Origin of the sequence: Paenarthrobacter sp. NPDC056912, assembly GCF_042786555.1 — a bacterium.
Taxonomy (GTDB): domain Bacteria; phylum Actinomycetota; class Actinomycetes; order Actinomycetales; family Micrococcaceae; genus Arthrobacter.
The window spans coordinates 147,740-170,341 of the sequence record NZ_JBHUCD010000011.1; the positions used below are offsets into that span (position 1 = coordinate 147,740).

At 64.6% G+C, this 22,602-nt stretch carries 23 protein-coding genes; 15 read left to right on the top strand and 8 right to left on the bottom strand.

Annotated elements, in window-relative coordinates; translation table 11 throughout:
* The first annotated feature begins 37 nt into the window (after positions 1-37).
* From ACFRJ9_RS13795 to ACFRJ9_RS13815, 5 genes are all read left to right on the top strand, one after another.
* Positions 38-961 (top strand): AraC family transcriptional regulator, encoded by a 924-nt coding sequence (locus tag ACFRJ9_RS13795; RefSeq protein WP_377668816.1) that lies wholly within the window; start codon positions 38-40, stop codon positions 959-961.
* 26 nt (positions 962-987) lie between these two features.
* Complete coding sequence (locus ACFRJ9_RS13800) at positions 988-1,704, top strand: hypothetical protein (protein ID WP_377668818.1); 717 nt, start codon at positions 988-990, stop codon at positions 1,702-1,704.
* 96 nt (positions 1,705-1,800) lie between these two features.
* Positions 1,801-1,995, top strand: a complete 195-nt coding sequence (locus tag ACFRJ9_RS13805; protein ID WP_377668820.1) for a hypothetical protein — start codon at positions 1,801-1,803, stop codon at positions 1,993-1,995.
* A 79-nt stretch (positions 1,996-2,074) separates the two neighbouring features.
* Positions 2,075-3,229, top strand: coding sequence for a Gfo/Idh/MocA family oxidoreductase (locus ACFRJ9_RS13810; RefSeq protein WP_377668823.1), 1,155 nt, complete (start codon positions 2,075-2,077; stop codon positions 3,227-3,229).
* The gene (locus ACFRJ9_RS13815; protein ID WP_377668825.1) at positions 3,226-4,014 is read left to right on the top strand and encodes a TIM barrel protein; all 789 of its coding nucleotides are present in this window, start codon (positions 3,226-3,228) and stop codon (positions 4,012-4,014) included. Before ACFRJ9_RS13810 ends, ACFRJ9_RS13815 begins: the two co-directional genes overlap by 4 nt.
* A 79-nt stretch (positions 4,015-4,093) precedes the next feature.
* Here ACFRJ9_RS13815 and ACFRJ9_RS13820 read toward each other — a convergent pair whose 3' ends face one another.
* Positions 4,094-5,089 carry a Gfo/Idh/MocA family oxidoreductase gene (locus tag ACFRJ9_RS13820; RefSeq protein ID WP_377668828.1) on the bottom strand — a complete coding sequence of 332 codons (996 nt, stop codon included), beginning with the start codon at positions 5,087-5,089 and terminating at the stop codon, positions 4,094-4,096.
* A 2-nt stretch (positions 5,090-5,091) separates the two neighbouring features.
* Positions 5,092-6,288: a Gfo/Idh/MocA family protein gene (locus ACFRJ9_RS13825; RefSeq protein WP_377668831.1), complete on the bottom strand. Its 1,197-nt coding sequence runs from the start codon at positions 6,286-6,288 to the stop codon at positions 5,092-5,094.
* Positions 6,289-6,411: 123 nt separating this feature from the next.
* Here ACFRJ9_RS13825 and ACFRJ9_RS13830 point away from each other — a divergent pair, with 123 nt between their 5' ends.
* The gene (locus tag ACFRJ9_RS13830) at positions 6,412-7,437 is read left to right on the top strand and encodes a LacI family DNA-binding transcriptional regulator (RefSeq protein ID WP_377668834.1); all 1,026 of its coding nucleotides are present in this window, start codon (positions 6,412-6,414) and stop codon (positions 7,435-7,437) included.
* Here the strand turns inward: ACFRJ9_RS13830 and ACFRJ9_RS13835 are convergent.
* A complete protein-coding gene (locus ACFRJ9_RS13835; RefSeq protein ID WP_377668837.1) occupies positions 7,434-8,327 on the bottom strand; it encodes a DMT family transporter in 894 nt (297 codons plus the stop codon). The two genes, ACFRJ9_RS13830 and ACFRJ9_RS13835, sit on opposite strands and share 4 nt — an antisense overlap.
* A gap of 68 nt (positions 8,328-8,395) precedes the next feature.
* On the opposite strand from ACFRJ9_RS13835, the gene ACFRJ9_RS13840 reads away from it, so the two are divergent.
* Both ACFRJ9_RS13840 and ACFRJ9_RS13845 read left to right on the top strand, forming a co-directional pair.
* Positions 8,396-9,265: a LysR family transcriptional regulator gene (locus ACFRJ9_RS13840; RefSeq protein WP_377668839.1), complete on the top strand. Its 870-nt coding sequence runs from the start codon at positions 8,396-8,398 to the stop codon at positions 9,263-9,265.
* 51 nt (positions 9,266-9,316) lie between these two features.
* Complete coding sequence (locus ACFRJ9_RS13845) at positions 9,317-9,814, top strand: hypothetical protein (protein ID WP_377668842.1); 498 nt, start codon at positions 9,317-9,319, stop codon at positions 9,812-9,814.
* Between the two features lie 52 nt (positions 9,815-9,866).
* Here the strand turns inward: ACFRJ9_RS13845 and ACFRJ9_RS13850 are convergent, their stop codons facing one another.
* Positions 9,867-10,088, bottom strand: a complete 222-nt coding sequence (locus tag ACFRJ9_RS13850) for a hypothetical protein (protein ID WP_159708522.1) — start codon at positions 10,086-10,088, stop codon at positions 9,867-9,869.
* Between the two features lie 419 nt (positions 10,089-10,507).
* On the opposite strand from ACFRJ9_RS13850, the gene ACFRJ9_RS13855 reads away from it, so the two are divergent.
* Genes ACFRJ9_RS13855 through ACFRJ9_RS13880 form a run of 6 tightly spaced genes read left to right on the top strand, consistent with a single transcriptional unit; the run spans position 10,508 to position 18,368 of the window.
* On the top strand, positions 10,508-10,606 hold the full coding sequence (locus tag ACFRJ9_RS13855; RefSeq protein WP_377668845.1) for a potassium-transporting ATPase subunit F: 99 nt from the start codon (positions 10,508-10,510) through the stop codon (positions 10,604-10,606).
* A gap of 6 nt (positions 10,607-10,612) precedes the next feature.
* Entirely contained in the window at positions 10,613-12,280 is a 1,668-nt protein-coding gene (gene kdpA, locus ACFRJ9_RS13860; RefSeq protein ID WP_377668847.1) for a potassium-transporting ATPase subunit KdpA, read from the top strand.
* Positions 12,277-14,415 (top strand): potassium-transporting ATPase subunit KdpB, encoded by a 2,139-nt coding sequence (gene kdpB / locus ACFRJ9_RS13865; RefSeq protein WP_377668849.1) that lies wholly within the window; start codon positions 12,277-12,279, stop codon positions 14,413-14,415. The genes kdpA and kdpB overlap by 4 nt, the downstream gene beginning before the upstream one ends.
* 8 nt (positions 14,416-14,423) lie before the next feature.
* Positions 14,424-15,032: a K(+)-transporting ATPase subunit C gene (gene kdpC / locus ACFRJ9_RS13870; protein WP_377668851.1), complete on the top strand. Its 609-nt coding sequence runs from the start codon at positions 14,424-14,426 to the stop codon at positions 15,030-15,032.
* A gap of 33 nt (positions 15,033-15,065) precedes the next feature.
* On the top strand, positions 15,066-17,678 hold the full coding sequence (locus ACFRJ9_RS13875) for an ATP-binding protein (protein WP_377668853.1): 2,613 nt from the start codon (positions 15,066-15,068) through the stop codon (positions 17,676-17,678).
* A gap of 12 nt (positions 17,679-17,690) precedes the next feature.
* Positions 17,691-18,368: a response regulator gene (locus ACFRJ9_RS13880; RefSeq protein WP_377668856.1), complete on the top strand. Its 678-nt coding sequence runs from the start codon at positions 17,691-17,693 to the stop codon at positions 18,366-18,368.
* On the opposite strand, the gene ACFRJ9_RS13885 is transcribed toward ACFRJ9_RS13880, so the two are convergent.
* The 4 genes from ACFRJ9_RS13885 to ilvD form a co-directional block, all read right to left on the bottom strand.
* On the bottom strand, positions 18,350-18,958 hold the full coding sequence (locus ACFRJ9_RS13885; protein ID WP_377668896.1) for a cation diffusion facilitator family transporter: 609 nt from the start codon (positions 18,956-18,958) through the stop codon (positions 18,350-18,352). The two genes, ACFRJ9_RS13880 and ACFRJ9_RS13885, sit on opposite strands and share 19 nt — an antisense overlap.
* A gap of 44 nt (positions 18,959-19,002) precedes the next feature.
* Positions 19,003-19,329, bottom strand: coding sequence for an ArsR/SmtB family transcription factor (locus ACFRJ9_RS13890; RefSeq protein ID WP_377668859.1), 327 nt, complete (start codon positions 19,327-19,329; stop codon positions 19,003-19,005).
* Positions 19,330-19,400: 71 nt separating this feature from the next.
* On the bottom strand, positions 19,401-19,610 hold the full coding sequence (locus tag ACFRJ9_RS13895; protein ID WP_377668861.1) for an antitoxin: 210 nt from the start codon (positions 19,608-19,610) through the stop codon (positions 19,401-19,403).
* Between the two features lie 199 nt (positions 19,611-19,809).
* Positions 19,810-21,672 (bottom strand): dihydroxy-acid dehydratase, encoded by a 1,863-nt coding sequence (gene ilvD, locus ACFRJ9_RS13900; RefSeq protein WP_377668864.1) that lies wholly within the window; start codon positions 21,670-21,672, stop codon positions 19,810-19,812.
* An 86-nt stretch (positions 21,673-21,758) separates the two neighbouring features.
* On the opposite strand from ilvD, the gene ACFRJ9_RS13905 reads away from it, so the two are divergent.
* Positions 21,759-22,592 carry a helix-turn-helix transcriptional regulator gene (locus ACFRJ9_RS13905; protein ID WP_377668867.1) on the top strand — a complete coding sequence of 278 codons (834 nt, stop codon included), beginning with the start codon at positions 21,759-21,761 and terminating at the stop codon, positions 22,590-22,592.
* Positions 22,593-22,602 lie beyond the last annotated feature (10 nt).

Consider the following 22,602-nt stretch of genomic DNA (forward strand, 5'->3'; position numbering starts at 1 on the left):
AGGGGCAGGTTCCAGAGCACAGCGGGAGGGGACGATCATGGGTTCCACCGATCCGGGGGATGGACCAGCTACGCGACTGGCCGAGCGGCTGCTGGGAAGGCGTGCCATCCGGGAGGTCATTCCGGCAGATCCGAACCACTCCGTGCGCTGGCACGAACATGACTATCCCAGCCCTTTGGCCCGCTGGAACTACCACCCTGAATACGAGATACACCTGACCCGCAAGGGCCCGGGCAAGTTCATCGTGGGCGACCATGTGGGCACTTTCGAAGCCGGCCAACTCACGCTCATCGGTTCAGGCCTCCCCCACGACTGGGTCAGCGACATCGAGCCGGGCGAAGTCCTCCACAACAGGGACGCAGTGATCCAGTTCGACAGAAAGTGGGCAGAACAGGCCTCCTCGTTCGTACCCGAACTGGCGGAGGTCATGCCCTTGCTGGACCAGTCCGCGCGGGGAATCGAGTTCCTGGGGCAAACAGCGGCAACAGCGGCCGCCTGCGTCGAAGCCATGGGAAGAACAACGGGCCTGGAGCGTCTTCAACACCTCTTCCACCTCTTGGCAGTGCTGACGCGCGCGCCCGCGGAGGACCGCCGCTACCTGGCTGATGTGTGGTTCTTCCCCCAGTTGGACCGCGAGGCGGAGGCCGTGGTGGACATCGTCCTGGAATACGTTTTCGCCCATCACGCCGGAACGGTCACCATGGCAGAAGCTGCGGCCCTGGTTGGAATGGCCGAGCCCACATTCTCCAAATACTTCAAGCGATCTACGGGCCAGAACTTCACCCATCTGGTCAGGAAGCTTCGTTTGGCCCACGCACGGCGCCTCCTGGAACGCACCCACAAGCCGGTCTCGGACATTTGCTACGAGACCGGCTTCAGCAACCTCTCCAACTTCAACCGGCAGTTCCTCAAGGAGGTTGGCGAGACACCCCGGCAGTTCCGGCAACGCGTCCAAGCCTGAGCGCAGGTGCACGGTTTAATGTGCCCATGAGCACCGTTGACCCCGTCGCCCTCAGGAAACTCCGCAAGAGCAAACGTCCCGGCCCGGTCAGCATTGTGCTGGCGCTGGCTTTCCAGTTCATCGGCGGACTGGCGGCCGGCTACGGATGGCCTCAGCTGGCTGAGTTCGAGGCCGTGGAGCCGCCCGCTTTGCCGCTGGCCGCCATCATCGCCAGCATCCCGCTGCTTGTGATCAGTTCCATTGCCTGGATGGGCATCGCGATGCGGCACAGCAAACTCGGCCTGGCCTTGGGTGGAGCCATCGCCTGGCTTGGCGCGGCAACCGGCGCGGCGCTGGCCGCCGTCGAACTCGGCTATCCGCCGCTTCTCGGCTGGGTGGCCGCCGGCTGCCTTGCCATGTTCCTTTTCCTTGCCGGGGTGGGAATCTGGGCAGCCCGGAAGCGGCGGGTATTGGCCGCGCGGGAGCAGGCTGTGATGAGTACGGGCAGGGCGACCACGGCAACGGTCACGGACAAGGGGTACGTAGTCTTCGGTGACAGCGCGAAAATCTTCACCACAGTGACCTTCACCTTCCATGACGGCAGCGGGACCCAACGCTGGGTACAGCGGCCCGTGTTGATCAACGCAGCGGAGCCTGTGGTTGACGGCCAGGAAACCACTCTTTGGTACGACCCCCTGGATCCGGGCAACGACTCCATGATCGTGGTCAAACTCGCCAAGGACTCACCGCTGCGCCAGCCCTGACACCGGAGCCCTGCAGCAAACCGCGACACGTTCCGTTGCCTCGGGACACTCAATAGGCGGTGGCAATGGGCCCCGGAAGTGCTGCAGGAGCAAGGTATGAACTCCCTCCATGGAATGCTGGCGATGCCGGCTGCCATTTCGTTGACCGATTCGGCGGATATCCATCTCTTGATGATGGTCGGATTGGTCCTCCTAACCGGAGTCGCCGCTTTGGGCAACATCATCCTGCTTCTGCTCTTGGCTCCACTTCTGCGGCTGGCATTCGGGCGCAACACTCCCCCGCGTAACTAGAACGATCTAGACGACGTGGCCGCCCACGTGTCACCATGGTCCTACTAGAACGATCTAGACGCCTGAATCGAGGAGCCCCATGACGTACATCCAGCACCCGGTCAACGAGGACCGGCCCGTCCGCATCGCAGTGATCGGCGCCGGATGGATCGGCAATTTCCACGCCGAATCCATCGCCCGCCGCATCCCCAATGCGCACTTGGAGGCCATCGCGGATCCCGTACGTCCGGCTCTCGAAGCCTTGGCCACCCGGCTCGGCGTCGCCAAGATCACCACCGATGTTGCCGATGTCCTGGCCGATCCGGACGTGGACGCCGTGCTCATCGCGGCTCCCCTGCGCTTCCATTCCGAACTGATCGCGGCAGCCGCGGAAGCCGGCAAGGACGTGTTCTGCGAAAAGCCCGGCGGCCGGACCATCGAGGAACTGGACCGTGCCATCGCGGCGGCGGACCAGGCCGGCGTCGTACTCCGTTTCGGTTTCAACCGCCGCTACTCCAGCGATTTCGCAGCGGCCCGCAAGCTGATCGACGACGGCGCGGTGGGGACACCGCAACTTCTCCGCTCCCTCACCCGCGATCCCGGAACCGAGGCCGGCATCAGCAACCCCGAGCGCATCGCCCCCGGCACCATCTTCCTGGAAACACTCATCCACGACTTCGACACCCTGAACTGGCTCAACCCCGGGGCCGTACCCGTCAAGGTCCATGCCGTGGCGGACGCCCTGGTGGCACCCGAAGCCAAGGCCGGCGGACTCCTGGACACCGCCGTGGTAACGGTCACCTACAGCAACGGGGCAATCGCCGTGGCAGAGGCAAACTTCAACGCGTTGTACGGCTACGACGTCCGGGGCGAAGTGTTCGGATCGGCCGGAATGGTCAGCGCGGGAGGCCCTCAGAGCACCAGCGCCACCAGCTACACCGCAGCCGGCATCGGCACGGAAACCACCCGGCTCAACATCGATCTCTTCCACGATGCCTACACGGACGAGATCGCCCACTTCGCCGTGGACGTCGCAGCACGCCGCGGCTTGGCAAGTGAACCCACGACGACGGGCAGCGCACCTGCCGCTCCCGGCGGAGTCGATGCCCGAAACGCGCTGGCCGTTGCCCTTGCGGCGTTTGAGTCCGCCGAAACCGGACTGCCCGTGGACGTTTCCGGGATTGCCGCGCTGAATGCGGCTGAGCCGGCTCTTTCGCGCGGAGCGCAGTTGCAAACCGCAGGGAACAGGGCATGAGCTTCCGCCTGGCCGTTTGCGCCGAGATGGTCTACGGCGAACTGCCGTTGATCGATCGTGTCCGGCGGATCCATGATCACGGTTTCGAGGTTGAACTCTGGGACACGCGGGGCCGGAATATCCCGGCCCTCGCCGCAACGGGCGCCCGGTTTTCGTCGATGAGCGGCTATTTCGGCGGCAGCCTGACCGACTCCGCCAACGCCCACGAGGTTATCGCCTCCGCGGAAAAGCTGATCCCCACCGCTTTGGAGCTCGGCGTTGAAAGAATGGTGGTTCATCCGGCAGAACTGGGTGAGGGCGGTCATGCAGTGCGCCCGGTCCAGCGTTCTTCCGGCGACATGTGGCTGACCGGACTTCGCACGCTGGAGGGCCTGGCCAAGCTGGGCGAAAAGCACGGCATCACGTTCGCGCTGGAAAACCTGAACACTATCCTGGATCACCCCGGCATTCCCTTGGCGCGGGCCAAGGACACCCTCGCCCTGGTGCAGGCCGTCAACCATCCCAACGTGAAAATGATGCTGGACCTCTATCACGCTCAAATCGGCGAAGGGAACCTGATCGAGCTTGTCCGGACAGCGCAACCGTTCATAGGCGAGATCCAAGTGGCGGACGTTCCGGGACGATTCGAGCCGGGCACCGGTGAGATCAACTATCCAGGCATCGCCAAGGCCCTTCGGGACGCCGGGTACACCGGCGTGATCGGCTTGGAAGCCGGCGCAATCGGCGGCCAAGGCGTCGAAGCCGGCGATACTGCCCTGGCGGCTTTCCGCGCCGCTTTCTCCTAGGCGCAGCCTTCTCTACCAACTGAGTCGCAGTAGTGCGCGTTTGACCGCCCATAACGCGCACTATTGCGAGCTACTTGGGTCAGTACTTGATGGGTTCGAGGCGGCCGGAACGTAGGGACAGCGTGGCAGCTTCGGCAATGGCCTGCGCCTTCAAGCCGTCCTCCAGCGAAGGGGAAGGCGCCGATCCGGACTCAAGGGCAGCCACAAACGCCGCCAGAGCCGCGGCGTACGTCGGTTGCACGCGTTCGAACCAGCCCGGGTGCAACCCGTCGTCCACCACGGACCCACCCCGGTAGAGCGAAACCGCCCCGTTCCGGTGTCTCCGGGCCTCCACCATGCCCTCGGATCCCATGATCTCGATGCGTTCGTCGTACCCGTATCCGGTCCGGCGAACGGAATCGATCTGGACCAAGGCCCCATCGGGGAGCCGCAGCGTGACCGCGGAGGTATCGACGTCGTCGTACTTCACTATGCCGGGCTCCGCCAAAGCCGAGCCGGTGGCGAAAACCTCCACCGGGTCCAACCCTGAAAGCCAGCGTACGAGGTCGAAGAAGTGGACGGTCTGGTCGCGCATCTGTCCGCCGGATGTCGCGACGTAGGACAGCGGAGGCATGGACGGGCCACGTGAGGTCAGCTGGATCAGCTCTACCTTGCCGATTTCGCCGGAGTCCACCACGCGTTTGAGTTCGGCGTAGTCGCGATCGAAGCGGCGGTTGAAATCAACCATCACGGGCACCCCGCTGTCCTGCGTGAACGAGGCAACGTCGCGGGCCCGGTCAAGGTCAAGGTCGATGGGCTTCTCGCAGAGCACAGCGATCCCGGCTGCGGCCGCCCGACGCAGATGCTCTGCATGGGTATCCGTGGAAGAGGCGATAAAGACTGCGTCAATCGCCGAGGCGTCAAACACCTCCTCCAGAGTGCTGGCCACAGCTGCGCCATGAGCGGCAGCCAGCGTCTGTGCACGCTGCTGGTCGACGTCGAAAATGAGACGGAAATCGATGCCAGGGTGGGCCGCGAGGTTGGCGGCGTGGACGGAGCCGATGAAGCCGGCTCCAATGAGTGCGAAACGGGGCATGGTCAGACTGCTGCTTTCTCGATGAGGGACGGGGCAAAGGATGCGGGGACTACCCAGGCGGAGTCGTCGAAGTGGGACGCGGCGACGGCTTCGACGAATTGGACGCCGATCAGGCCGTCGATTCCCGTGGGGAAGGACAACTCCCGCTGCGGCAACGCGGTGCCGTCGCGGCGTGCGCGGAGGACCTCGGCGAGGTCGGAGTAGAAGTTGGCGAAGGCTTCGAGGAAACCTTCCGGATGTCCGAGGCCCACGCGGGTAAGCCGGGATGCATCCTCGTGAAGGTGGCTGAGGCCTTGCGTCAGGACGGTGGTGGCGCCGTCGAGGTCCTGGACCTTGAGATGATGCGGGTCCTCATGCTGCCATTCGAGGCTCGCCTTCTCCCCGTAGACGCGGATGCGGAGCCCGTGGTTGTGGCCGGTGGCGGCCATGCTGGCCCAGACGCGCGCGGGCACCGAGCCGGTAAGTTCCAGTTCCACCGTGGCATGGTCAAAGACACGTCGCCCCGGCACCAGGGTCTGCAGGCGGCCGGAAAGACGCTCGGCTTCGAGGCCGGTGATGGCGCGGAGCAGGTGGAAGGCGTGGGTGCCAAGGTCACCAACAACGCTCGGGAACCCGGCGATGTCCGGATTCGTGCGCCATTTGGCTTGCTTATGTCCCAGTTCTTCCAGCGGCGTCGCCGCCCAGCCGGAGGCATGCTCGACGTCGACAAACCGGATAGCGCCCAGCTCACCGTTGCGGACCATCCGCGCAGCCTGGCGAACCATCGCGTAGGACGGGTAGCAATGCGGCACGGCGAGGATGGCGTTGTTGGCAGCGGCGATACGCACCAGTTCCGCGGCGGTTTCCGAGTCTTGCGTCAGCGGCTTCTCGCACACCACGGAGATGCCGGCTTCCAGGAAGGTACGGGCGATGTCGAAGTGGCTGTCGTTCGGCGTTGCCACTGTCACGAGGTCCACGCCATCTTGACGGGCGGCTTCAGCTGCGGCCATCTCACGGTAATCCGCGTAGCAGCGTTCTTGCGGCACGCCGAGTCCGGCCGCGATGTCGCGGGACGCAAGCGCATCACGGCCAAAGACTCCAGCCTGGAGTTCGTACTGGTCATCCAGCCGCATGGCGTAGCGGTGCGACTTGCCAACGTCGGCGCCGGTCCCACCGCCGACCATCCCGGCGATCAGCCGCCGGCTATTGGGTGCACTCATGGAAATCCTCATTGACTCTCTTTTGGAATTTACTTGGACCGGTCCATAATTGCTGGAAGAGGGACAGTGCGTCAACCCCTCTAAGCTTGGATGGAACCGGAAGGACCGAGAGGAGGCAACGCCGTGCCCGACGCACACACCGCCGCGGGGACCAAGCCCACCATCCGCGATGTCGCCAGTGCCGCCGGCGTCTCCAAATCCTTGGTCTCCCTCGTCTTACAGGGCTCTGCCAACGTCAGCGAGAGCCGTCGTCGCGCCGTCCTCGATGCCATGGAGCAGCTCGGTTACCGGCCCAACCGCCTGGCCCAGCGGCTCTCCGGCCCCCGCAGCGGGACCATCGGCGTCCTCCTCAACGACCTCCGGAATCCTTGGTTCGTGGAACTCCTCGAAGGCCTCACGGCGTCCCTGCATTCGGCAGGCGTTTCTCCGGTGCTCGCCGACTCTTACACGGACCAGCGGGTGGGGCGCAGTTCCGTGGAAACCCTGTTGGAGCAGCGGATCGACGCCCTGGTGGTGGTCGGCACCACTAACGAGGCCGATGCCATCGAAAACGCCGCCCGCAGCATCCCCGTGGTCCTCGCCGGAACGCGGGAACCTGCCCTGCCGGGCGTCGACATTGTGGTCAATGACGACGACGCCGGAGCGCGCCAGGCCACCGAACACCTCCTTGCGTTGGGGCACCAGCGCATCGCCCACCTTCAGGGCCCCGGCGAGGTAGGGAACCTCCGGCGGTTGTCCTTTGAACGGACCATGCATCGCGCCGGGCTGGAACCGGTGGTGGTGGCCGGAGGCATGAGCGAGGAAAGCGGATACAGCGCCGCAAGCCGGCTCTTGGCCGGCCAGGAAAGGCCGACCGCGATCTTCGCCTACAACGACATCGCCTGCATTGGCGCACTCTCCGCGGCGGACGATCTTGGCCTCTCGGTGCCAGATGACCTGTCACTGGTGGGCTACGACAACACCTACCTTGCCAAGATCCGGCACCTGTCGCTGACCTCCGTGGACAACGGGAACCTTGCCGTGGGGGTCGAGGCAGGCAAGTTCATCCTGGAGCGCCTGGCCACCCCGGACCTTCCGCAGCGGCTGCATCAAGTGGCCACGCAACTCCAGGTTCGCGGCTCCACCGGACATCCGCCCAAAGGATCCTAAGCACCTTCCCGTTTGTCGCTGTCGGGCTCCTTGCCTCGCAGCAAAAGCACCCCGGCGTTGGCTGCCACAATCAATCCAATCCCCGCCCACTGCGCAGCGTTGAGGTCTTCGTGCAGGGCCACCGCGCCGATGATCGCCGCGAACACGGGGTTGATGCTCATCAACACCCCAAACAGGTTCGCGGGCACGCGGCGCAGGGCCAGCAGGTCTGCCACGTATGGCAGGACGGACGCCAGGAGCCCCGCACCCACAGCACAGAGAACGGCGAAACCATCCACTGGCCGGCTCAGGAAAATCACGACGGCGACAGGCAGGAACAGCGTGGCCGACACTCCGGTTGCGGCTGCTGTCCCTTGAATCCCCTGGATCCTTTGGCCCACCGTCCGGTTGAGGAGGATGTAGGCAGCCCAACTGCAGGCGGCCATCAGGCCAAGGCCGATTCCAGCGAAGTCCATGGACGCTTCAGGCTGGGTGATGGCCACAACGCCCGCGGCCGCGGCTACCGCACAGAGCACGCTGCTTTTCCGTCGGGAGCTGATCAGGGCCACAGCCAAGGGCCCCAGGAACTCCAAGGTGACAGCGAGTCCCAGCCCGATCCTCTGGATGGAAGCGTAGAGGCCAAGATTCATGGTCCCGAAAGACATCGCCAGGAGGAGGACGGGCCACCATTGCTGCCAGCTCAGTTCACGCAGCCGGGGCCGGACGATCGGCAATAACACTGCGGCCGCAACGAGTTGGCGGACGGCCACCACGCCAACAGGTCCCATCACGGGAAACGCGAGTGATCCGCTGGCGGCGCCCAGCTGGTTGGAGAGGGCGCTTGCAATAAGGGTGGCGGCCCCGCCCGCCCGGCGGGATGGCCGGGGCTCCGATGCGATGGTGTTGATCATGGTGAAATAGTGCGCTCCCATCGCGCGCCCGCTAAATGCATGGGCGCCGCTATTTATACGCCCAGCGCATGAATAAGATGGGCGGCATGGACGTCGAATTGAGGCAACTGCGCTGCTTGGTGGCGGTGGTGGACGAGGGCACTTTCACGGACGCCGCCATTGAACTGCGCATGTCCCAGGCTGCGGTATCCCGCAACATCGCCGCACTGGAGCAAACGCTTGGCGTCAGGCTCGTGGAACGGACCACCCGGAGCGTCGGACTCACCCCCAGCGGCGAGCGCGTGCTTGCCAAAGCACAGCGGATCCTTTCGCTCCTGGCAGACCTTGAACGCGATGCCCGCGCCGGCACCGGAAAGATCAGGATCGGTTACGCCTGGTCAGCATTGGGCGAGCACACCACCGACTTCCAGCGCCGATGGGCTGCGACCTTCACCACCACGGAGTTGGAGCTCATCCGTTCCAACTCCCCCACCGGGGGCCTGTCGGACGGGACCACCGACCTTGCCATCCTTCGCCGCCTGCCGGAAGCTGCCGCCGTCGAGCATGTCCGCATTGGCGAGGAAAAGCGATACTGCGCCATGTCCTCGGATGATCCGCTGGCGCCGAGGAGGTCTGTGACGCTCGCCCAGATCGCCCAGCGACCGGTGGCCATGGACCTGCGGACCGGGAGCACCACTTTGGCCCTTTGGCCCGAGAACGGGAGGCCGCCGGAGGTTGTCCCGATTCACGACGTGGACGATTGGTTGACGGTGATCAGCAGCGGCGCGGCGCGCGGTATCACTGCGGAGTCGACGTCGCGCCAGTATCGACGCCGGGGAGTCGTCTACCGTCCGGTCCGCGACGCTCCGCCGGTACCGGTTTATGCTGCGTGGTCGAGGAAGGATCCGCCGCAGGAGCGGGAGAAGATCGTGGAGCTGCTCGCGGCACTGTACCGGTAGCGCCGCTCGGGACCTTCCGCCGCACAGTGCGATGTGGCTACTCTTGGGCACATGGAATCGGCGCTGGCCTCCTGGAGCGAGTTCAACGTGGCCATCGCGGGGGCGGGTGCGGCGCTCGGCGGGCTGCTTATTGTGGCTTTGTCCGTGAACATCAAGCAGATCGCGGAGTCCCGGGGCCTCGCGGCGCGGGCCGGTGCCGCGATCTCCGCCCTGATCCTGGGCGTGGTCCTGGCGTGCGCGGCGCTCATCCCGGAACAGGAGTTGTGGGCTTTCGGCGTCGAGGTCCTGGTGGGGACGCTGGCCGGTGGAGTGATCGCATTCCTTGCGGCCCGCGCCATCCTGCAGGACAACACCCCAGGGCATCCGCACCGCTGGGATGCCCAGCACATCGTGTCGTTCGTCTTCCCGCTGGTGGTTTATGCAGTGGGCGGGGTGCTGATTGTTATGTCGCTTCCGGCGGGTTTGGTGGTGGTGGCGCTCGGAACCATCGTGGCGCTGATCGGCGCAGTGGTGTTTTCGTGGGTGGCGCTGGTGGAGATCCTGCGCTGAAAAGCGGACGACAACGGGAACCTCCCGTCGTCGTCCGCTTCGCGTGAATCCTTTAGTCGGCTTTTCCGGCCAGTGCCACCAACACGCCGGCCGTGGCGAAGAACTTGTTGCTGCCGAGGTCGCGCACCGTCTTGATGCCCAGCCCTGCCAGTAATTCATCGTGTTTTTCCGTCAGTCCGGCAAGTGCAGACGGCGGTGCGGCAAGGACTTCGTCCAGGGTCGCATTTTCGTAGGATTTGTCGAGTGCTTTGCCCAATTCAACAGAAACAGCCAAGGCATTTCCTTTCATCGATACAGAACAATTGCAACGTGCGGAACTTGGATCAACAAAACTCAAGATAGCCCACAATGGCGCAATTTTGTGGTCCTTCAGCCGATAAATTGCCCGGAGCCCGCAAGAACCGCACCGGCCGAGGGGCCACCCCGCTGTTTTAAGACGCCACGTGCCGGGCGGCAGCGTTAAGAGCGCGTCAAGATTTGCGGCGTCCGCGTTAAGGAACCGTAAGGAACGCATTTTCGCCACTTTCACGGGAGTTGACTGACATCAGCCCCGCGAACGGGGCGTGGATGAAAGGACGTTCCAATGGCCGACGTGGCTGTTGTGGCGATTCTCGTGGTGAGCATGGGAATCGTGATGTGGGTGGCCCGCCTTTTGGGCAAAATGGTGGACAGCGACGGCCCGGTGAGCGGGCTATGAACCTTGACGCCGTAATGTGGGTCGGCTTGTTCATTGCCGGCCTGGCAATGGTCGGATACTTGCTGGCTGTCCTGCTCCACCCGGAAAAGTGGTGACGGCAGGTGGATTTCAGTACGGCCTCGTTCATCACCCAGATAGCTGTTCTGCTTCTGGCACTCGTTCTCGTACACAAGCCTCTCGGCGTGTATTTGGAGCGCGTTTTCTCCGGAACCACCTCATCGGCGCCTGAGCGGTTGTTCTACCGTTTGGCAGGCATCGACGCCGGAACGGAACAGAGCTGGTCTGCCTACCTTCGCAGCGTTCTGGTCTTTTCAGCGGTTTCGATCCTGGCAATCTTTGCCCTGCAGCGGCTCCAAGGCGTGCTGCCCGGCAACAATGGGCTGCCCGGCGTAGACCCGTGGATCGCCATGAACACCGCAATTTCCTTTGTCACCAACACCAACTGGCAAACGTATGTACCAGAGGCCACCGTGGGCATCTTCGTCCAGATGTGCCTCTTGGCGGTGCAGAATTTCCTGTCAGCTGCTGTCGGGATCGTTGTGGCCATTGCCCTGATCCGTGGCATCGCACGGACAAAGACGGACCGCCTGGGCAACTTCTGGGTTGACGTTGCCCGCGCGTCCTTCCGCGTCCTGTTGCCCATCGCCACGGTGGGTGCCATCGCCTTGGTGATCGGCGGTGTGGTGCAAAACTTCTGGTCTACCGAGGTGGTCAACCAAGCCACCGGCATCACTCAGGTGATTCCGGGCGGCCCGGTAGCCTCGCAGGAAGCCATCAAGGTTCTGGGAACCAACGGCGGCGGATACTTCAATGCCAACTCGGCGCACCCCTTCGAGAACCCGAGCGCATTCACCAGCCTGTTCCAGGTGTTCCTGATCCTGCTCATTCCCTCCGCGCTGCCCTATGCCTACGGAAGGATGGTCGGAGACCGGCGCCAAGGCTATACCGTTGCCGGCGTGATGGCCGCCCTGTGGCTGGCTTCCACGGTGTTGATGGGATGGGCTGTCGCATCCGGCCAAGGCACGGCATCGACGGCGGCGGGCGGCTTGGGGGAAGGTTTCGAACAGCGCCTTGGTCCTGCCGCGAGCTCGATCTTCGCCGCTTCCACCACCCTCACCTCCACCGGAGCAGTGAACGTGGCGCACGATTCCCTGCCGCCACTGGCCGGTGGGGTCGCCATGCTGAACATGATGCTTGGTGAGGTGGCTCCCGGGGGCACCGGTTCGGGGCTGTACGGCATGCTGGTCCTGGCCATCATCGCGGTCTTCATCGCAGGTCTGATGGTTGGCCGGACGCCGGAGTTCCTGGGCAAGAAGATCGGCCCGCGGGAAATGAAGCTCGCAGCCCTCTACATCCTGGTGACGCCAACCCTGGTACTCGTCCTGGCGGGCATCACAGCATTGCTCCCGGACATCATGGCCAACGCACCGGCCGCCGGACCGCACCAATTCAGTGAGCTGCTGTATGCCTTCACTTCCGGCGCCAACAACAACGGATCAGCTTTTGGCGGCATCACAAGCTCGGGACCGTATCTGTCCGTGATGCTCGGGATCGCCATGCTGCTGGGGCGTTTCCTCCCCATCGCGCTGGTCCTGGCCCTCGCCGGCTCCCTCGCCCGGCAGCGGAAGATCCCGGAGTCGGCCGGCACAGTTCCCACCCACGGCCCGCTGTTCGGATCACTCCTGCTCAGCGTGACCGTGATCATGACAGCTCTCAGCTATTTCCCCGCCCTCGCCTTGGGCCCCCTCGCAGAAGGACTAATCAAATGACCCGGTCCAGCACGGCTACGCCCGCGGACACTTCGGCACTCACCTACGCTGACGGCAACCCGCTCGGAACTCCCGGGGAGCACAAGCACCACAACAAAGCGCCCGCGAAACTCAACGCCGCCACCATCCGCGCGGCCCTTCCCTTGGCATTGAAGAAGCTGGATCCGCGGCAGATGGTCCATTCACCGGTCATGTTCGTGGTGCTGGCAGGGGCTGCGATCTGCACCGTGATTTGTGTGTTCAAGCCGGCGGTCTTTGGCATCGCGGTCACTGCCTGGCTCTGGCTGACCGTGATCTTCGGAACGCTGTCCGAGGCCATCGCAGAGGGACGCGGAAAAGCGCAGGCGGATAGCCTCCGCGCCAGCCGCAAAGGGGTTCTCGCCAGGCTGCGGTTGGAAGACGGAAGCACCAAGGACGTGCCAGGTACGGACCTGCGGCTGCACGACGTCGTTGTCTGCGAGGCGGGCGACGTCATCCCCTCTGACGGCGAAATCATCGAAGGCCTCGCAAGCGTGGATGAGTCCACCATTACGGGCGAATCGGCACCCGTCATCCGCGAATCCGGTGGTGACCGCTCCTCGGTGACTGGTGGCACCAAGGTCCTCTCAGACCGGATCCTGGTACGGATCACAGCGGAACCGGGCGCGACCTTCATTGACCGGATGATCAAACTCGTTGAGGGCGCCGTCCGCCAAAAGACCCCCAATGAGATCGCACTGCATGTTCTCCTGGTGTCGCTGACCATCGTTTTCCTGGTGGTCACCATGACCTTGGCGCCTTTCGCCTCGTTGGCGGGAGCAACGCCGTCGCCCATTGTCTTGGTGGCCCTTCTGGTCTGCCTGATCCCCACCACCATCGGCGCACTGGTCCCGGCCATCGGCATCGCGGGCATGGACCGGCTGGTCCAGCACAACGTCCTGGCAACGTCCGGCCGGGCAGTCGAGACAGCCGGCGACATCACCACGTTGCTGCTCGATAAGACGGGCACTATCACCTACGGCAACCGGCGGGCCGTCAACTTCTTCCCGGCCAACGGCGTTGAGCGTCAGGAGCTGATCACCGCCGCCCGGCTATCCAGCCTCGCGGACGAAACGCCTGAAGGGCGCTCGATCGTGGAGCTTGCCAATGACAAGGGCGTGGATGGCCCGGAACTCGCTGAGCTCCGCAACACCGCCAAGGAGATCGTGATTGTCGAGTTCACGGCCAGCACGCGGATGAGCGGCCTGGACGTCGATGGGCGCCGGATCCGCAAAGGCGCCGCGGCCGCCGTCGAACATTTCGTCATCGAGAACGGCGGGCCGATGCCTGCAGAAGTCCACCGGCGAGTTCAGGAGATTGCGGCCCAGGGCGGCACCCCGCTGCTGGTCGCCGAACACGCGAACGACGGCGGCGCCCGTGTCCTGGGAACCGTGCACCTGGCCGATGTGGTCAAGCCGGGCATGCACGCGCGGTTCGCGGAGCTGCGCAAAATGGGGATCCGCACGGTGATGATCACCGGCGACAACCCCGTCACAGCCAAAGCTATCGCCGCGGAGGCCGGCGTCGACGACTTCGTTGCGGAAGCCACGCCCGAGGACAAGCTGGACGTGATCCGGCGCGAGCAGGGCGAAGGGCGGCTGGTTGCCATGACAGGCGACGGCACCAACGACGCCCCTGCCCTGGCCGCAGCCGATGTTGGCGTGGCGATGAATTCCGGAACGCCTGCCGCCAAGGAAGCGGCCAACATGGTGGACCTGGATTCGGATCCCACCAAGCTGATCAACATCGTGGGAATCGGCAAGCAATTGCTCATTACGCGCGGCGCCCTGACCACCTTCTCGGTGGCCAACGACGTGGCGAAGTACTTCGCGATCGTCCCGGCGCTCTTCACGGCAGCGTTCCCGGGACTCGAAATGCTGAACATCATGGGCTTGGCGAGTCCGTCCTCAGCCATCCTGTCCGCGGTGATCTTCAACGCCGTCATCATCCTGGTGCTGGTGCCCTTGGCGCTGCGCGGGGTGAAATACCGGGCAGTGTCCGCCAATCAGGCCCTGGCCCGGAACCTGCTCCTCTACGGCCTGGGCGGACTCGTCGCCCCGTTCATCGGCATCAAACTCATCGACGTCCTCATCTCCCTCATCCCCGGCATCGGCTAGGAAACACCATGAATTTGCTGCTCGGTTATCTTCGTCAGGCAGGCACCGCCGTGCGGTTCCTGCTGCTCGCCACGGTGGTCCTCGGCCTCCTCTACCCGCTCACGGTCTTTGGGGTGGGACAAGTGGTGGCGCCATTCCAGGCCAACGGCTCTGTGGTCAAGGACCCCTCCGGCCGGCCGGCTGCCTCCGCCCTGATCTCCCAAGTGTCCGCAGATGACGCCGGCACGCAGGACCCATCCTGGTTCCACGCCCGGCCCTCGGCCGTCGGATGGGATCCGGCGTCCTCTTCTGCCAGCAACCTGGGACCCAACGATGCGAAACTGCTCGACGCCGTTGCCGCCAACCGCGCGGCCGTCGCGGAGGCAGAAGGCGTCAGTGAAGCCGACGTACCCGCCGATGCCGTCACCGCCAGTGGCTCCGGTTTGGATCCGCACATCTCACCTGCCTATGCGGACCTTCAGGTGGCCCGCGTGGCTGCGGCCCACGGGCTGAGCCCGGACGTTGTGCAGGGCCTGGTGGACAAGAGCACCAGCAACGGACTGGAAGCGTTCCTGGGCCAGCCGTCCGTAAACGTGATGCTCCTGAACCTGGACGTAGCGGCGGCCAGTCAGCCATGATCAAGGGCTCCATCCGAGTGGAAGAATGACGTTATGGCGCGGGCAACACTGAGAATCTTCCTGGGGGCTGCCCCGGGCGTCGGCAAAACCTACGCCATGCTCGAAGAAGCCCACAGGCTGCTTGGCCGGGGCGAGGACGTGGTGGTGGCCTTCGCCATGCACCACGGCCGCGCCGATACCCGCGCCCTGACCGAGGGACTGGAGGTCATTCCGACCCGGAGCGTCGAGTACAGGGAAAGCACGTTCGAGGAAATGGACCTCGACGCCGTCCTGGCGCGGCGGCCGCACACGGCAGTCGTCGACGAATACGCGCACACCAACATCCCCGGCAGCCGCAACCACAAACGCTGGGAGGACATTGAGGAACTGCTGGAAGCCGGCATCAATGTCCTCTCCACCGTCAATGTGCAGCACCTTGCGTCCTTGGGCGACGTTGTCACCGCCATCACCGACGTGCGCCAGGCCGAGACAGTCCCGGACGATGTGGTGCGTCGCGCCGACCAGATCCACTTGGTGGACATCTCGCCGGAATTGCTCAGGCAGCGGCTCGGCGACGGCAAGATCTACAGCGCAGACAAGATCGATGCTGCCCTGTCCAACTACTTCCGAACGGGCAACCTGACGGCGCTGCGCGAGCTGGCGCTGCTGTGGCTCGCAGACCGGGTGGACGAAGGCCTGGACCGGTACCGGGCCGAGAACCAGATCGAGGAAAGCTGGCCTGCCAGGGAAAGGATTGTCATCGGCCTGACCGGCGGCCCGGAAGGCGAAGTCCTGATCCGGAGGGCCGCAAGGATCCTCAAGCGCGTCAATGGTGGTGACCTGCTGGCCGTCCATGTGCGCGCCGCGGACGGCGTGGCCTCAGAATCGCCGCAAGCGTTGGAGGCCCAGCGCACCCTCATTAGGGACCTCGGCGGGAGTTACCACACGGTGGCCGGAGAAGACCCTGCCCAAGCCTTGTTGGATTTTGCCCGGAGCGTGAACGCGACCCAGATCGTCGTCGGGGTTTCACGCCGGAAGGCACTGGCGGGCCGGCTGATCGGCGGCGTGGGAAACAGGGTGGTCCGGGACTCCGGCGACATCGATGTCCACATGGTTTCCCACCCTTTGGGTGGCCGCGGCGTGGAGCATTCGCGGCAGCGCGACCTCGGCCGGGTGCGCGTGTTCGTTGGTTTTGGCATGGCAGTGGTGCTGCCCGTGCTGCTGCAACTCCTGCTGGCAGCAAGCCCGTCGCACAACATCGCGACGGCGGTCCTGGTCCAGCTCAGCGGCTCTGTCGCCGTGGCACTGGTGGGCGGCCTGTGGCCGGCTTTGCTGGGTGCGCTGTGGAGCAGTGCATTGGTGAATTACTTCTCAGTTCCGCCCCTTGGCACACTCACCATCAGCGATCCCCAAAACCTGCTGGCCCTCTTGGTCTTCGCGAGCGTTTCCTCGGCCGTGGCAGTGGTGGTGGACCTTTCGGCCAGACGCTCGAAGGAGGCCGCGCGCGCCCGTTCGGAAGCAGCCACGCTGGGCGACCTCACGCGCGGAGCGTCCACTGCCGAGGACCCGGTGATCGGCTTGCTGGAACAGGCGGTGGATGTCTTCCAGGTCCGCAAGGCCGCTCTCTACGATTCAGCGCCGGACCACCCCGGCTGGAGGCTTTTGGCCACGGCCGGGGAGGACTCTCCGCTTGCCACCGGCGACAACGAGAACATTGAACAGATCGACTCCACCACGCGGCTGGTTCTTACCGGCCGGGTCCTGCCGGCGAGCGACCGCCGCCTGCTCGGGGCCTTCGGTTCGCATCTCTCAGCCCAGCTCGAACGCAGGCAGCTGGCAGCCAGTCGCCGCGAAGTCATGCGGCTGGCCGAAAGCAACACCATGCGTACCTCCATCCTTCGGGCGGTGTCCCACGATCTCCGAACCCCGTTGGCCGGTATCAAACTCGCCGTCGGAGGCTTGAGGCAGCCCGGGGTCCGCTACACGGAAGAAGAGGAACAGGAGCTTCTGGCCACCATCGAAGAATGCTCCGACCGGCTGGACGTGCTGGTGGGCAACTTGCTGGACATGTCCCGCATCACTTCGGATTCCGTCAACGCCTTGATCAAGCCAACCCGCTGGTATGAAGTGATTCCCGCCGCCCTGCACGGCACTCCTGCTGGAAGAATCCGCCTGGACCTTTTGCCCAACATGCCGGAGGTGGACGCCGACGCCGGGATGCTGGAACGCGTCGTTGCCAACATCGTTGAAAATGCCGTCAAATACGCACCGAACTCGGACATCGTCATTGTCGGTGCCGTCGGTGGACTCAGCAACGCCACACTGGCCGGGCGGCCGGCCGGAGAACTCCGCATCATCGACCACGGCCAAGGGGTCCCCGCCGCCAGCGTGCTCCAGATGTTCCAACCCTTCCAACGGCTTGGCGATGTGCCTGCCTCAACCGGCGTGGGTTTGGGACTCGCTGTGGCCAAAGGCTTCACCGAAGCAATGGGAGGTACGCTGACTGCCGAAGAAACCCCCGGTGGCGGTCTGACCATGGTCATCCGGCTTCCACTGTCCACCGGTACGTTCTTTGAACACCCCACCGGGGAGGCCCCTATCCAAGCCCAGTCGGTCCTGCTCAACCGCACCCATCACCCGCTGCCCTCCCCGAAAGGCCACCAGTGAATCGCATCCTGCATGCATAGCGTCCTGGTAGTGGACGACGATCCCCACATTGTCCGGGCACTTGCCATCACGCTCAGGGGGCACGGATACACCGTGGCGACGGCAACGGATGGGGAGTCGGCCCTTCATGCTGCGGCCCAGCGACCCGTGAACGTGGTGATCCTTGACTTGGGCCTGCCCGACCTCGACGGCAAAACAGTCATCACCAGGCTCCGCGAGTGGAGCACCGTGCCCATCCTGGTCCTCTCTGCCAGGCACGGTTCCGAGGACAAAGTGGAAGCGCTCGACGCCGGAGCGGACGACTACATCACCAAGCCGTTCGGGCTGGACGAACTGCTGGCACGCCTCCGGGTCCTCCTGCGTCGAAACACCGAATCCGGCGATGAACCCGCGCCAGTGCACACCAGCTCGTTCACCGTGGACCTGGCAAAAAGGCGAATCACCAAATCCGGCCAAGACGTCAGAATGACGCCGACCGAATGGAGCATCCTGGACATCATGGTCCGGAATCCGGACAAGCTGATCACCCAGCAGCAGCTCCTCACCGAGGTGTGGGGTCCGGCGTACGTCAAAGAAGCGAACTATCTCCGCGTGTACATGGCGCAACTACGGCGCAAGCTGGAAGTTGAACCAAGCAACCCGCGCCACCTCATCACCGAACCCGGAATGGGCTACAGATTCGTCCCGTGAGGCGAACAGGAATCATTGGCGCAGCAGGCGTCGCCGCGCCAGGCATTGACGCCTTCCCGCACGGCGATCCCGGCGATGATCAACGCCGCCCCGGCGTCCGCCCACCACCAGCCCAGCGCACTGTTCAGGACAAGCCCGATCAGCAGGACGGCCGAGAGGTACGTGCAAAGAAGCGTTTGTTTGGAGTCGGCAACAGCCGTTCTTGAACCCAGCTCCCGGCCGGCACGGCGCTGCGCCCAGGAGAGGACCGGCATGATCGCCAGGCTCAGCGCAGCGATGATGATTCCGGGAGTTGAATGCTGGGCCTCTCCCCCGCCGGCAAGGGACCTGACAGCGTCAACGGCCACGAAGGCAGCCAGCGCGAAGAAGGACACTGCGATGATCCGAAGCGTCACCCGCTCACGTTTCTCCGGGTCCTTCACGGAGAACTGCCAGGACAGGGCCGCTGCGGAAGCAACTTCCACGATCGAATCCAGTCCAAAGCCGATCAGCGCCGAAGAGTCGGCGACGCCTCCGGCCCACAGTGCGACGACGCCTTCGATGACGTTGTAGGTGATGGTCGCAGCTGCGAACAACCTGATCCGGCGCATCAGGACAGCCCGGCGCCCCGGTGCGGGTATCTGAAGCAGGGCGCTCACGCCAGGCACGTCCCGTCCGGTGCGCAGCAGTTGGGGTCGACCGCCAGCACCACGCCTATGAGGTCTTTGACCGCGTGCCCCAGCCGGGCGTCGGCGAGTTCGTATCGGCTCCGGCGGCCATCGGGAACGGCCACCACCAGGCCGCAACCGCGCAGGCAGGTGAGATGGTTGGACATGCTTTGGCGTGATACTCCCAGGGCATCCGCCAAATCAGAGGGGTAGGACGGCGCCTCAGCAAGGGCCAGCAGAATCCGCGCCCTGGTGGGATCCGAAACCGCGTAGCCGAAGCGGGCCAGGACGGGCGCATGCGTGAGGGTTTCCATGAGGTTAAAGTACAGCGATGGATGTATTCACGCAAACATGTACCGTCCTGGCTCCCGCGAAAGGGACCAAACTAGTCCGCGTCCCCAGGCGCCTCCTGCGCATCTACCTTGGCCACATAGTCGGACGCCGCGCCCTGCACCGCGTCGACTTGCCCGGCAAACTTGCCACCGGTCTTTTCGTCGACGAGATCCCCGGCCTTTTCGATGCCCGCCTGGATAGCTTCGCCATTGCCCTGAATAAGTTCCTGGGCTTTGCCCGCCAGATCATCAAAAACTCCCACGAGTCACCCCTTTCTGTTGTAGGTATGGAGCCAAAACGGCCCATGCAGGAAGTGCCCGGACGTCCGCAATCATGACGCGAAACGATGCGAACTCTTGGCTCCACACCGCTCCCGCGCCTTAAAGCAGAAGCCGCCTGCCGGCGTCGTGCGTTCACTTGAAGCACGACGCCGGCAGGCGGCTTAGGCGCGGAACGGTGCCTTAGAGGTTCTCTACCAGCGAGACGTCGCGGACGGCGCCCTTGTCCGCGGACAGTGCCATGGCCGCGTAGGCCCGCAGCGCGGCAGACACGTGGCGGTCGCGGTTCTTGGGCTTGTAGCCACCGTTGACTTCAAGCTTTTCGCGGCGTTCGGCAAGGATTTCGTCGGAGACCTGCAACTGAAGGGAGCGCTGCGTGATGTCGATGCTGATGATGTCGCCGTTCTCCACCAGGGCGATGGCACCGCCGGAGGCAGCCTCCGGGGAGATGTGCCCGATCGACAAGCCCGAGGTGCCGCCGGAGAAGCGTCCATCCGTGATGAGGGCGCACTTCTTGCCGAGGCCGCGGCCCTTGAGGAAGCTCGTGGGGTACAGCATTTCCTGCATTCCCGGACCACCCCTGGGGCCCTCGTAGCGGATGACCACCACGTCGCCTTCCTTGACGGTCTTGTTCAGGATCATTTCCACGGCTTCGTCCTGTGACTCGCACACGACCGCCGGGCCTTCGAAGATCCAGATGGACTCGTCCACGCCTGCGGTCTTCACCACGGCGCCGTCCACTGCGACGTTGCCGCGCAGCACGGCCAGGCCGCCGTCCTTGGAGTAGGCGTGCTCCACGGAACGGATGCAGCCGCCCTCCGCGTCGGTGTCCAAAGAGGTCCACTCGTTCGACTGCGAGAACGCCGTGGAGGAACGGACGCCACCCGGGGCCGCGTGCCACAACGCCTGCGCTTCCTCGGTGGCCTTGCCGCCGCGGACGTCCCAGTCATCCAACCAGCCGTCCAGGTCGGCGGAGTGCACGGAGTGGACGTCCTTGTGCAGGAGGCCGCCGCGGTTCAGCTCACCCAGCAGCGCGGGGATGCCGCCGGCGCGGTGCACGTCCTCCATGTAATAGGTCTTGTCCTTGGCGACGTTCGGGGCCACCTTGGCCAGGCAGGGAACCTGGCGGGACTTGGCGTCCATCTCGGCCAGGCCGTACTCAACGCCCGCCTCCTGGGCCGCGGCCAGCAGATGCAGGATGGTGTTGGTGGAGCCGCCCATGGAGATGTCCAGCGCCATGGCGTTGTCAAAGGCCTTGGCGGTGGCGATGGAGCGCGGCAGCACGGAGTCGTCGTCGCCGTCGTAATAACGCTTCACGAGCTCGACGACGGTGGCGCCGGCCTTCTCGTACAGCGCCTTGCGGGCGGTGTGGGTCGCGAGCACGGAACCGTTGCCGGGCAGGGCCAGGCCGATGGCCTCGGCCAGGCAGTTCATGGAGTTGGCGGTGAACATGCCCGAGCACGAACCGCAGGTGGGGCAGGCGTTCTCTTCGATGAGGTTGATGTCCTCATCGGAGATGGATTCATCCACTGCGTCGGAAATCGCGTTCACCAGGTCCAGGGAGCGCACGGAACCGTCGGTCAGGGTCACGCGGCCGGCCTCCATGGGACCGCCGGAGACGAAAACAACGGGGATGTTCAGGCGCAGCGCGGCCATGAGCATGCCCGGGGTGATCTTGTCGCAGTTGGAGATACAGACCAGGGCGTCGGCACAGTGTGCGTTGACCATGTACTCAACCGAGTCGGCGATCAGGTCGCGGGACGGGAGGGAGTAGAGCATGCCGGAGTGGCCCATGGCGATGCCGTCGTCCACGGCGATGGTGTTGAATTCGCGCGGCACAGCGCCGGCGGCGAGGATCGCGTCGGAGACGATCCGGCCCACCGGGGCGAGGTGGGTGTGGCCGGGGACGAATTCGGTGAAGGAGTTGGCGACGGCGATGATCGGCTTGCCGATGTCCGTGTTGGCGACGCCGGAGGCGCGCAGCAGTGCGCGGGCGCCGGCCATGTTGCGGCCATGGGTAACTGTTCTTGAGCGTAGTGCAGGCATGAATACCATCCTGCTGTTGTTCTACGTTGGGTGGAAGACGGTGTTGCTACTAGTAGTGAAAGTACCAGAGTAATAGTGTTGGAAACGTGAAAGATGAGAGACGCAAGGAACTGGGGCTCTACCTCCGGACCCGCCGTACCCAGGCCCTGCGTTCGGACTACGGCCTGCCACCGGTGGGCCGGTCCCGCGAGCGCGGGCTCCGCCGGGAAGAGATCGCCTTCCTCTCCGGAGTCAGCGTCACTTGGTACACCTGGCTTGAGCAGGGCCGAGACATCAGCCCTTCGCGGCAGGTCCTGGAATCCATAGCGCGGGCCCTGCATCTCTCTGACACCGGGCTGAGCTATGTACTGTCTTTGGGCGGTTACTCGTCCGCCCCACCCAAGGGCCCAGTGGCCGCCGATGCTCCCGCGCATGTACAACGCCTGCTGGACGCCCTGGACCCCAACCCCTCTTACGCCCTGTCCCCGGACTGGGGCATCGCCGGCTGGAATCGCGCGTATGAGGCCCTGTACCCCAACATCGGCACCTTCGACGCCTCGGACCGGAACCTCCTGTGGCTCGTCTTCACCGATCCCTACATCCGCGATCTGCTGCCCGACTGGGACGTCACCAGCAAGAGGTTCCTGGCCGAGTTCAGGGCCGAAACCGGACAGCGGCTGGGCGATCCCGACGTCGAATACCAAGTGGAGCGGCTCAAGGAAGCCAGCCCGGAGTTCCAGGAAGGCTGGGACCGCTACGACATCCTGGGCTTCGAATCCCGCGAGCGGCTCTTCCACCACCCCGCCGTGGGGGTGCTGCAACTGGAGCACCACCAAGTATCGCCATCAGACCGGCCGGACCTGCACATCGTTGTCTACACCCCGGCGCCGGGCAGCGACGCGGGTGCGCAGATGCAGCGGCTGATGGGGATGGGGAAGTAGCGGCGGGTCC

Excerpts from the sequence above, each read along its gene's own strand:
- ACFRJ9_RS13840 (WP_377668839.1), top strand. The coding sequence starts at position 8,396 with ATGAATAAGATGGGCGGCATGGACGTCGAATTGAGGCAACTGCGCTGC.
- ACFRJ9_RS13795 (WP_377668816.1), top strand. The coding sequence starts at position 38 with ATGGGTTCCACCGATCCGGGGGATGGACCAGCTACGCGACTGGCCGAG.
- kdpB (WP_377668849.1), top strand. The coding sequence starts at position 12,277 with ATGACCCGGTCCAGCACGGCTACGCCCGCGGACACTTCGGCACTCACC.
- ACFRJ9_RS13805 (WP_377668820.1), top strand. The coding sequence starts at position 1,801 with ATGAACTCCCTCCATGGAATGCTGGCGATGCCGGCTGCCATTTCGTTG.
- ACFRJ9_RS13845 (WP_377668842.1), top strand. The coding sequence starts at position 9,317 with ATGGAATCGGCGCTGGCCTCCTGGAGCGAGTTCAACGTGGCCATCGCG.
- ACFRJ9_RS13875 (WP_377668853.1), top strand. The coding sequence starts at position 15,066 with ATGGCGCGGGCAACACTGAGAATCTTCCTGGGGGCTGCCCCGGGCGTC.
- ACFRJ9_RS13810 (WP_377668823.1), top strand. The coding sequence starts at position 2,075 with ATGACGTACATCCAGCACCCGGTCAACGAGGACCGGCCCGTCCGCATC.
- ilvD (WP_377668864.1), bottom strand. The coding sequence starts at position 21,672 with ATGCCTGCACTACGCTCAAGAACAGTTACCCATGGCCGCAACATGGCC.
- ACFRJ9_RS13855 (WP_377668845.1), top strand. The coding sequence starts at position 10,508 with ATGAACCTTGACGCCGTAATGTGGGTCGGCTTGTTCATTGCCGGCCTG.
- kdpC (WP_377668851.1), top strand. The coding sequence starts at position 14,424 with ATGAATTTGCTGCTCGGTTATCTTCGTCAGGCAGGCACCGCCGTGCGG.
- ACFRJ9_RS13880 (WP_377668856.1), top strand. The coding sequence starts at position 17,691 with ATGCATAGCGTCCTGGTAGTGGACGACGATCCCCACATTGTCCGGGCA.
- ACFRJ9_RS13820 (WP_377668828.1), bottom strand. The coding sequence starts at position 5,089 with ATGCCCCGTTTCGCACTCATTGGAGCCGGCTTCATCGGCTCCGTCCAC.
- ACFRJ9_RS13890 (WP_377668859.1), bottom strand. The coding sequence starts at position 19,329 with ATGGAAACCCTCACGCATGCGCCCGTCCTGGCCCGCTTCGGCTACGCG.
- ACFRJ9_RS13800 (WP_377668818.1), top strand. The coding sequence starts at position 988 with ATGAGCACCGTTGACCCCGTCGCCCTCAGGAAACTCCGCAAGAGCAAA.
- ACFRJ9_RS13815 (WP_377668825.1), top strand. The coding sequence starts at position 3,226 with ATGAGCTTCCGCCTGGCCGTTTGCGCCGAGATGGTCTACGGCGAACTG.
- ACFRJ9_RS13835 (WP_377668837.1), bottom strand. The coding sequence starts at position 8,327 with ATGATCAACACCATCGCATCGGAGCCCCGGCCATCCCGCCGGGCGGGC.
- ACFRJ9_RS13825 (WP_377668831.1), bottom strand. The coding sequence starts at position 6,288 with ATGAGTGCACCCAATAGCCGGCGGCTGATCGCCGGGATGGTCGGCGGT.
- ACFRJ9_RS13885 (WP_377668896.1), bottom strand. The coding sequence starts at position 18,958 with ATGCGCCGGATCAGGTTGTTCGCAGCTGCGACCATCACCTACAACGTC.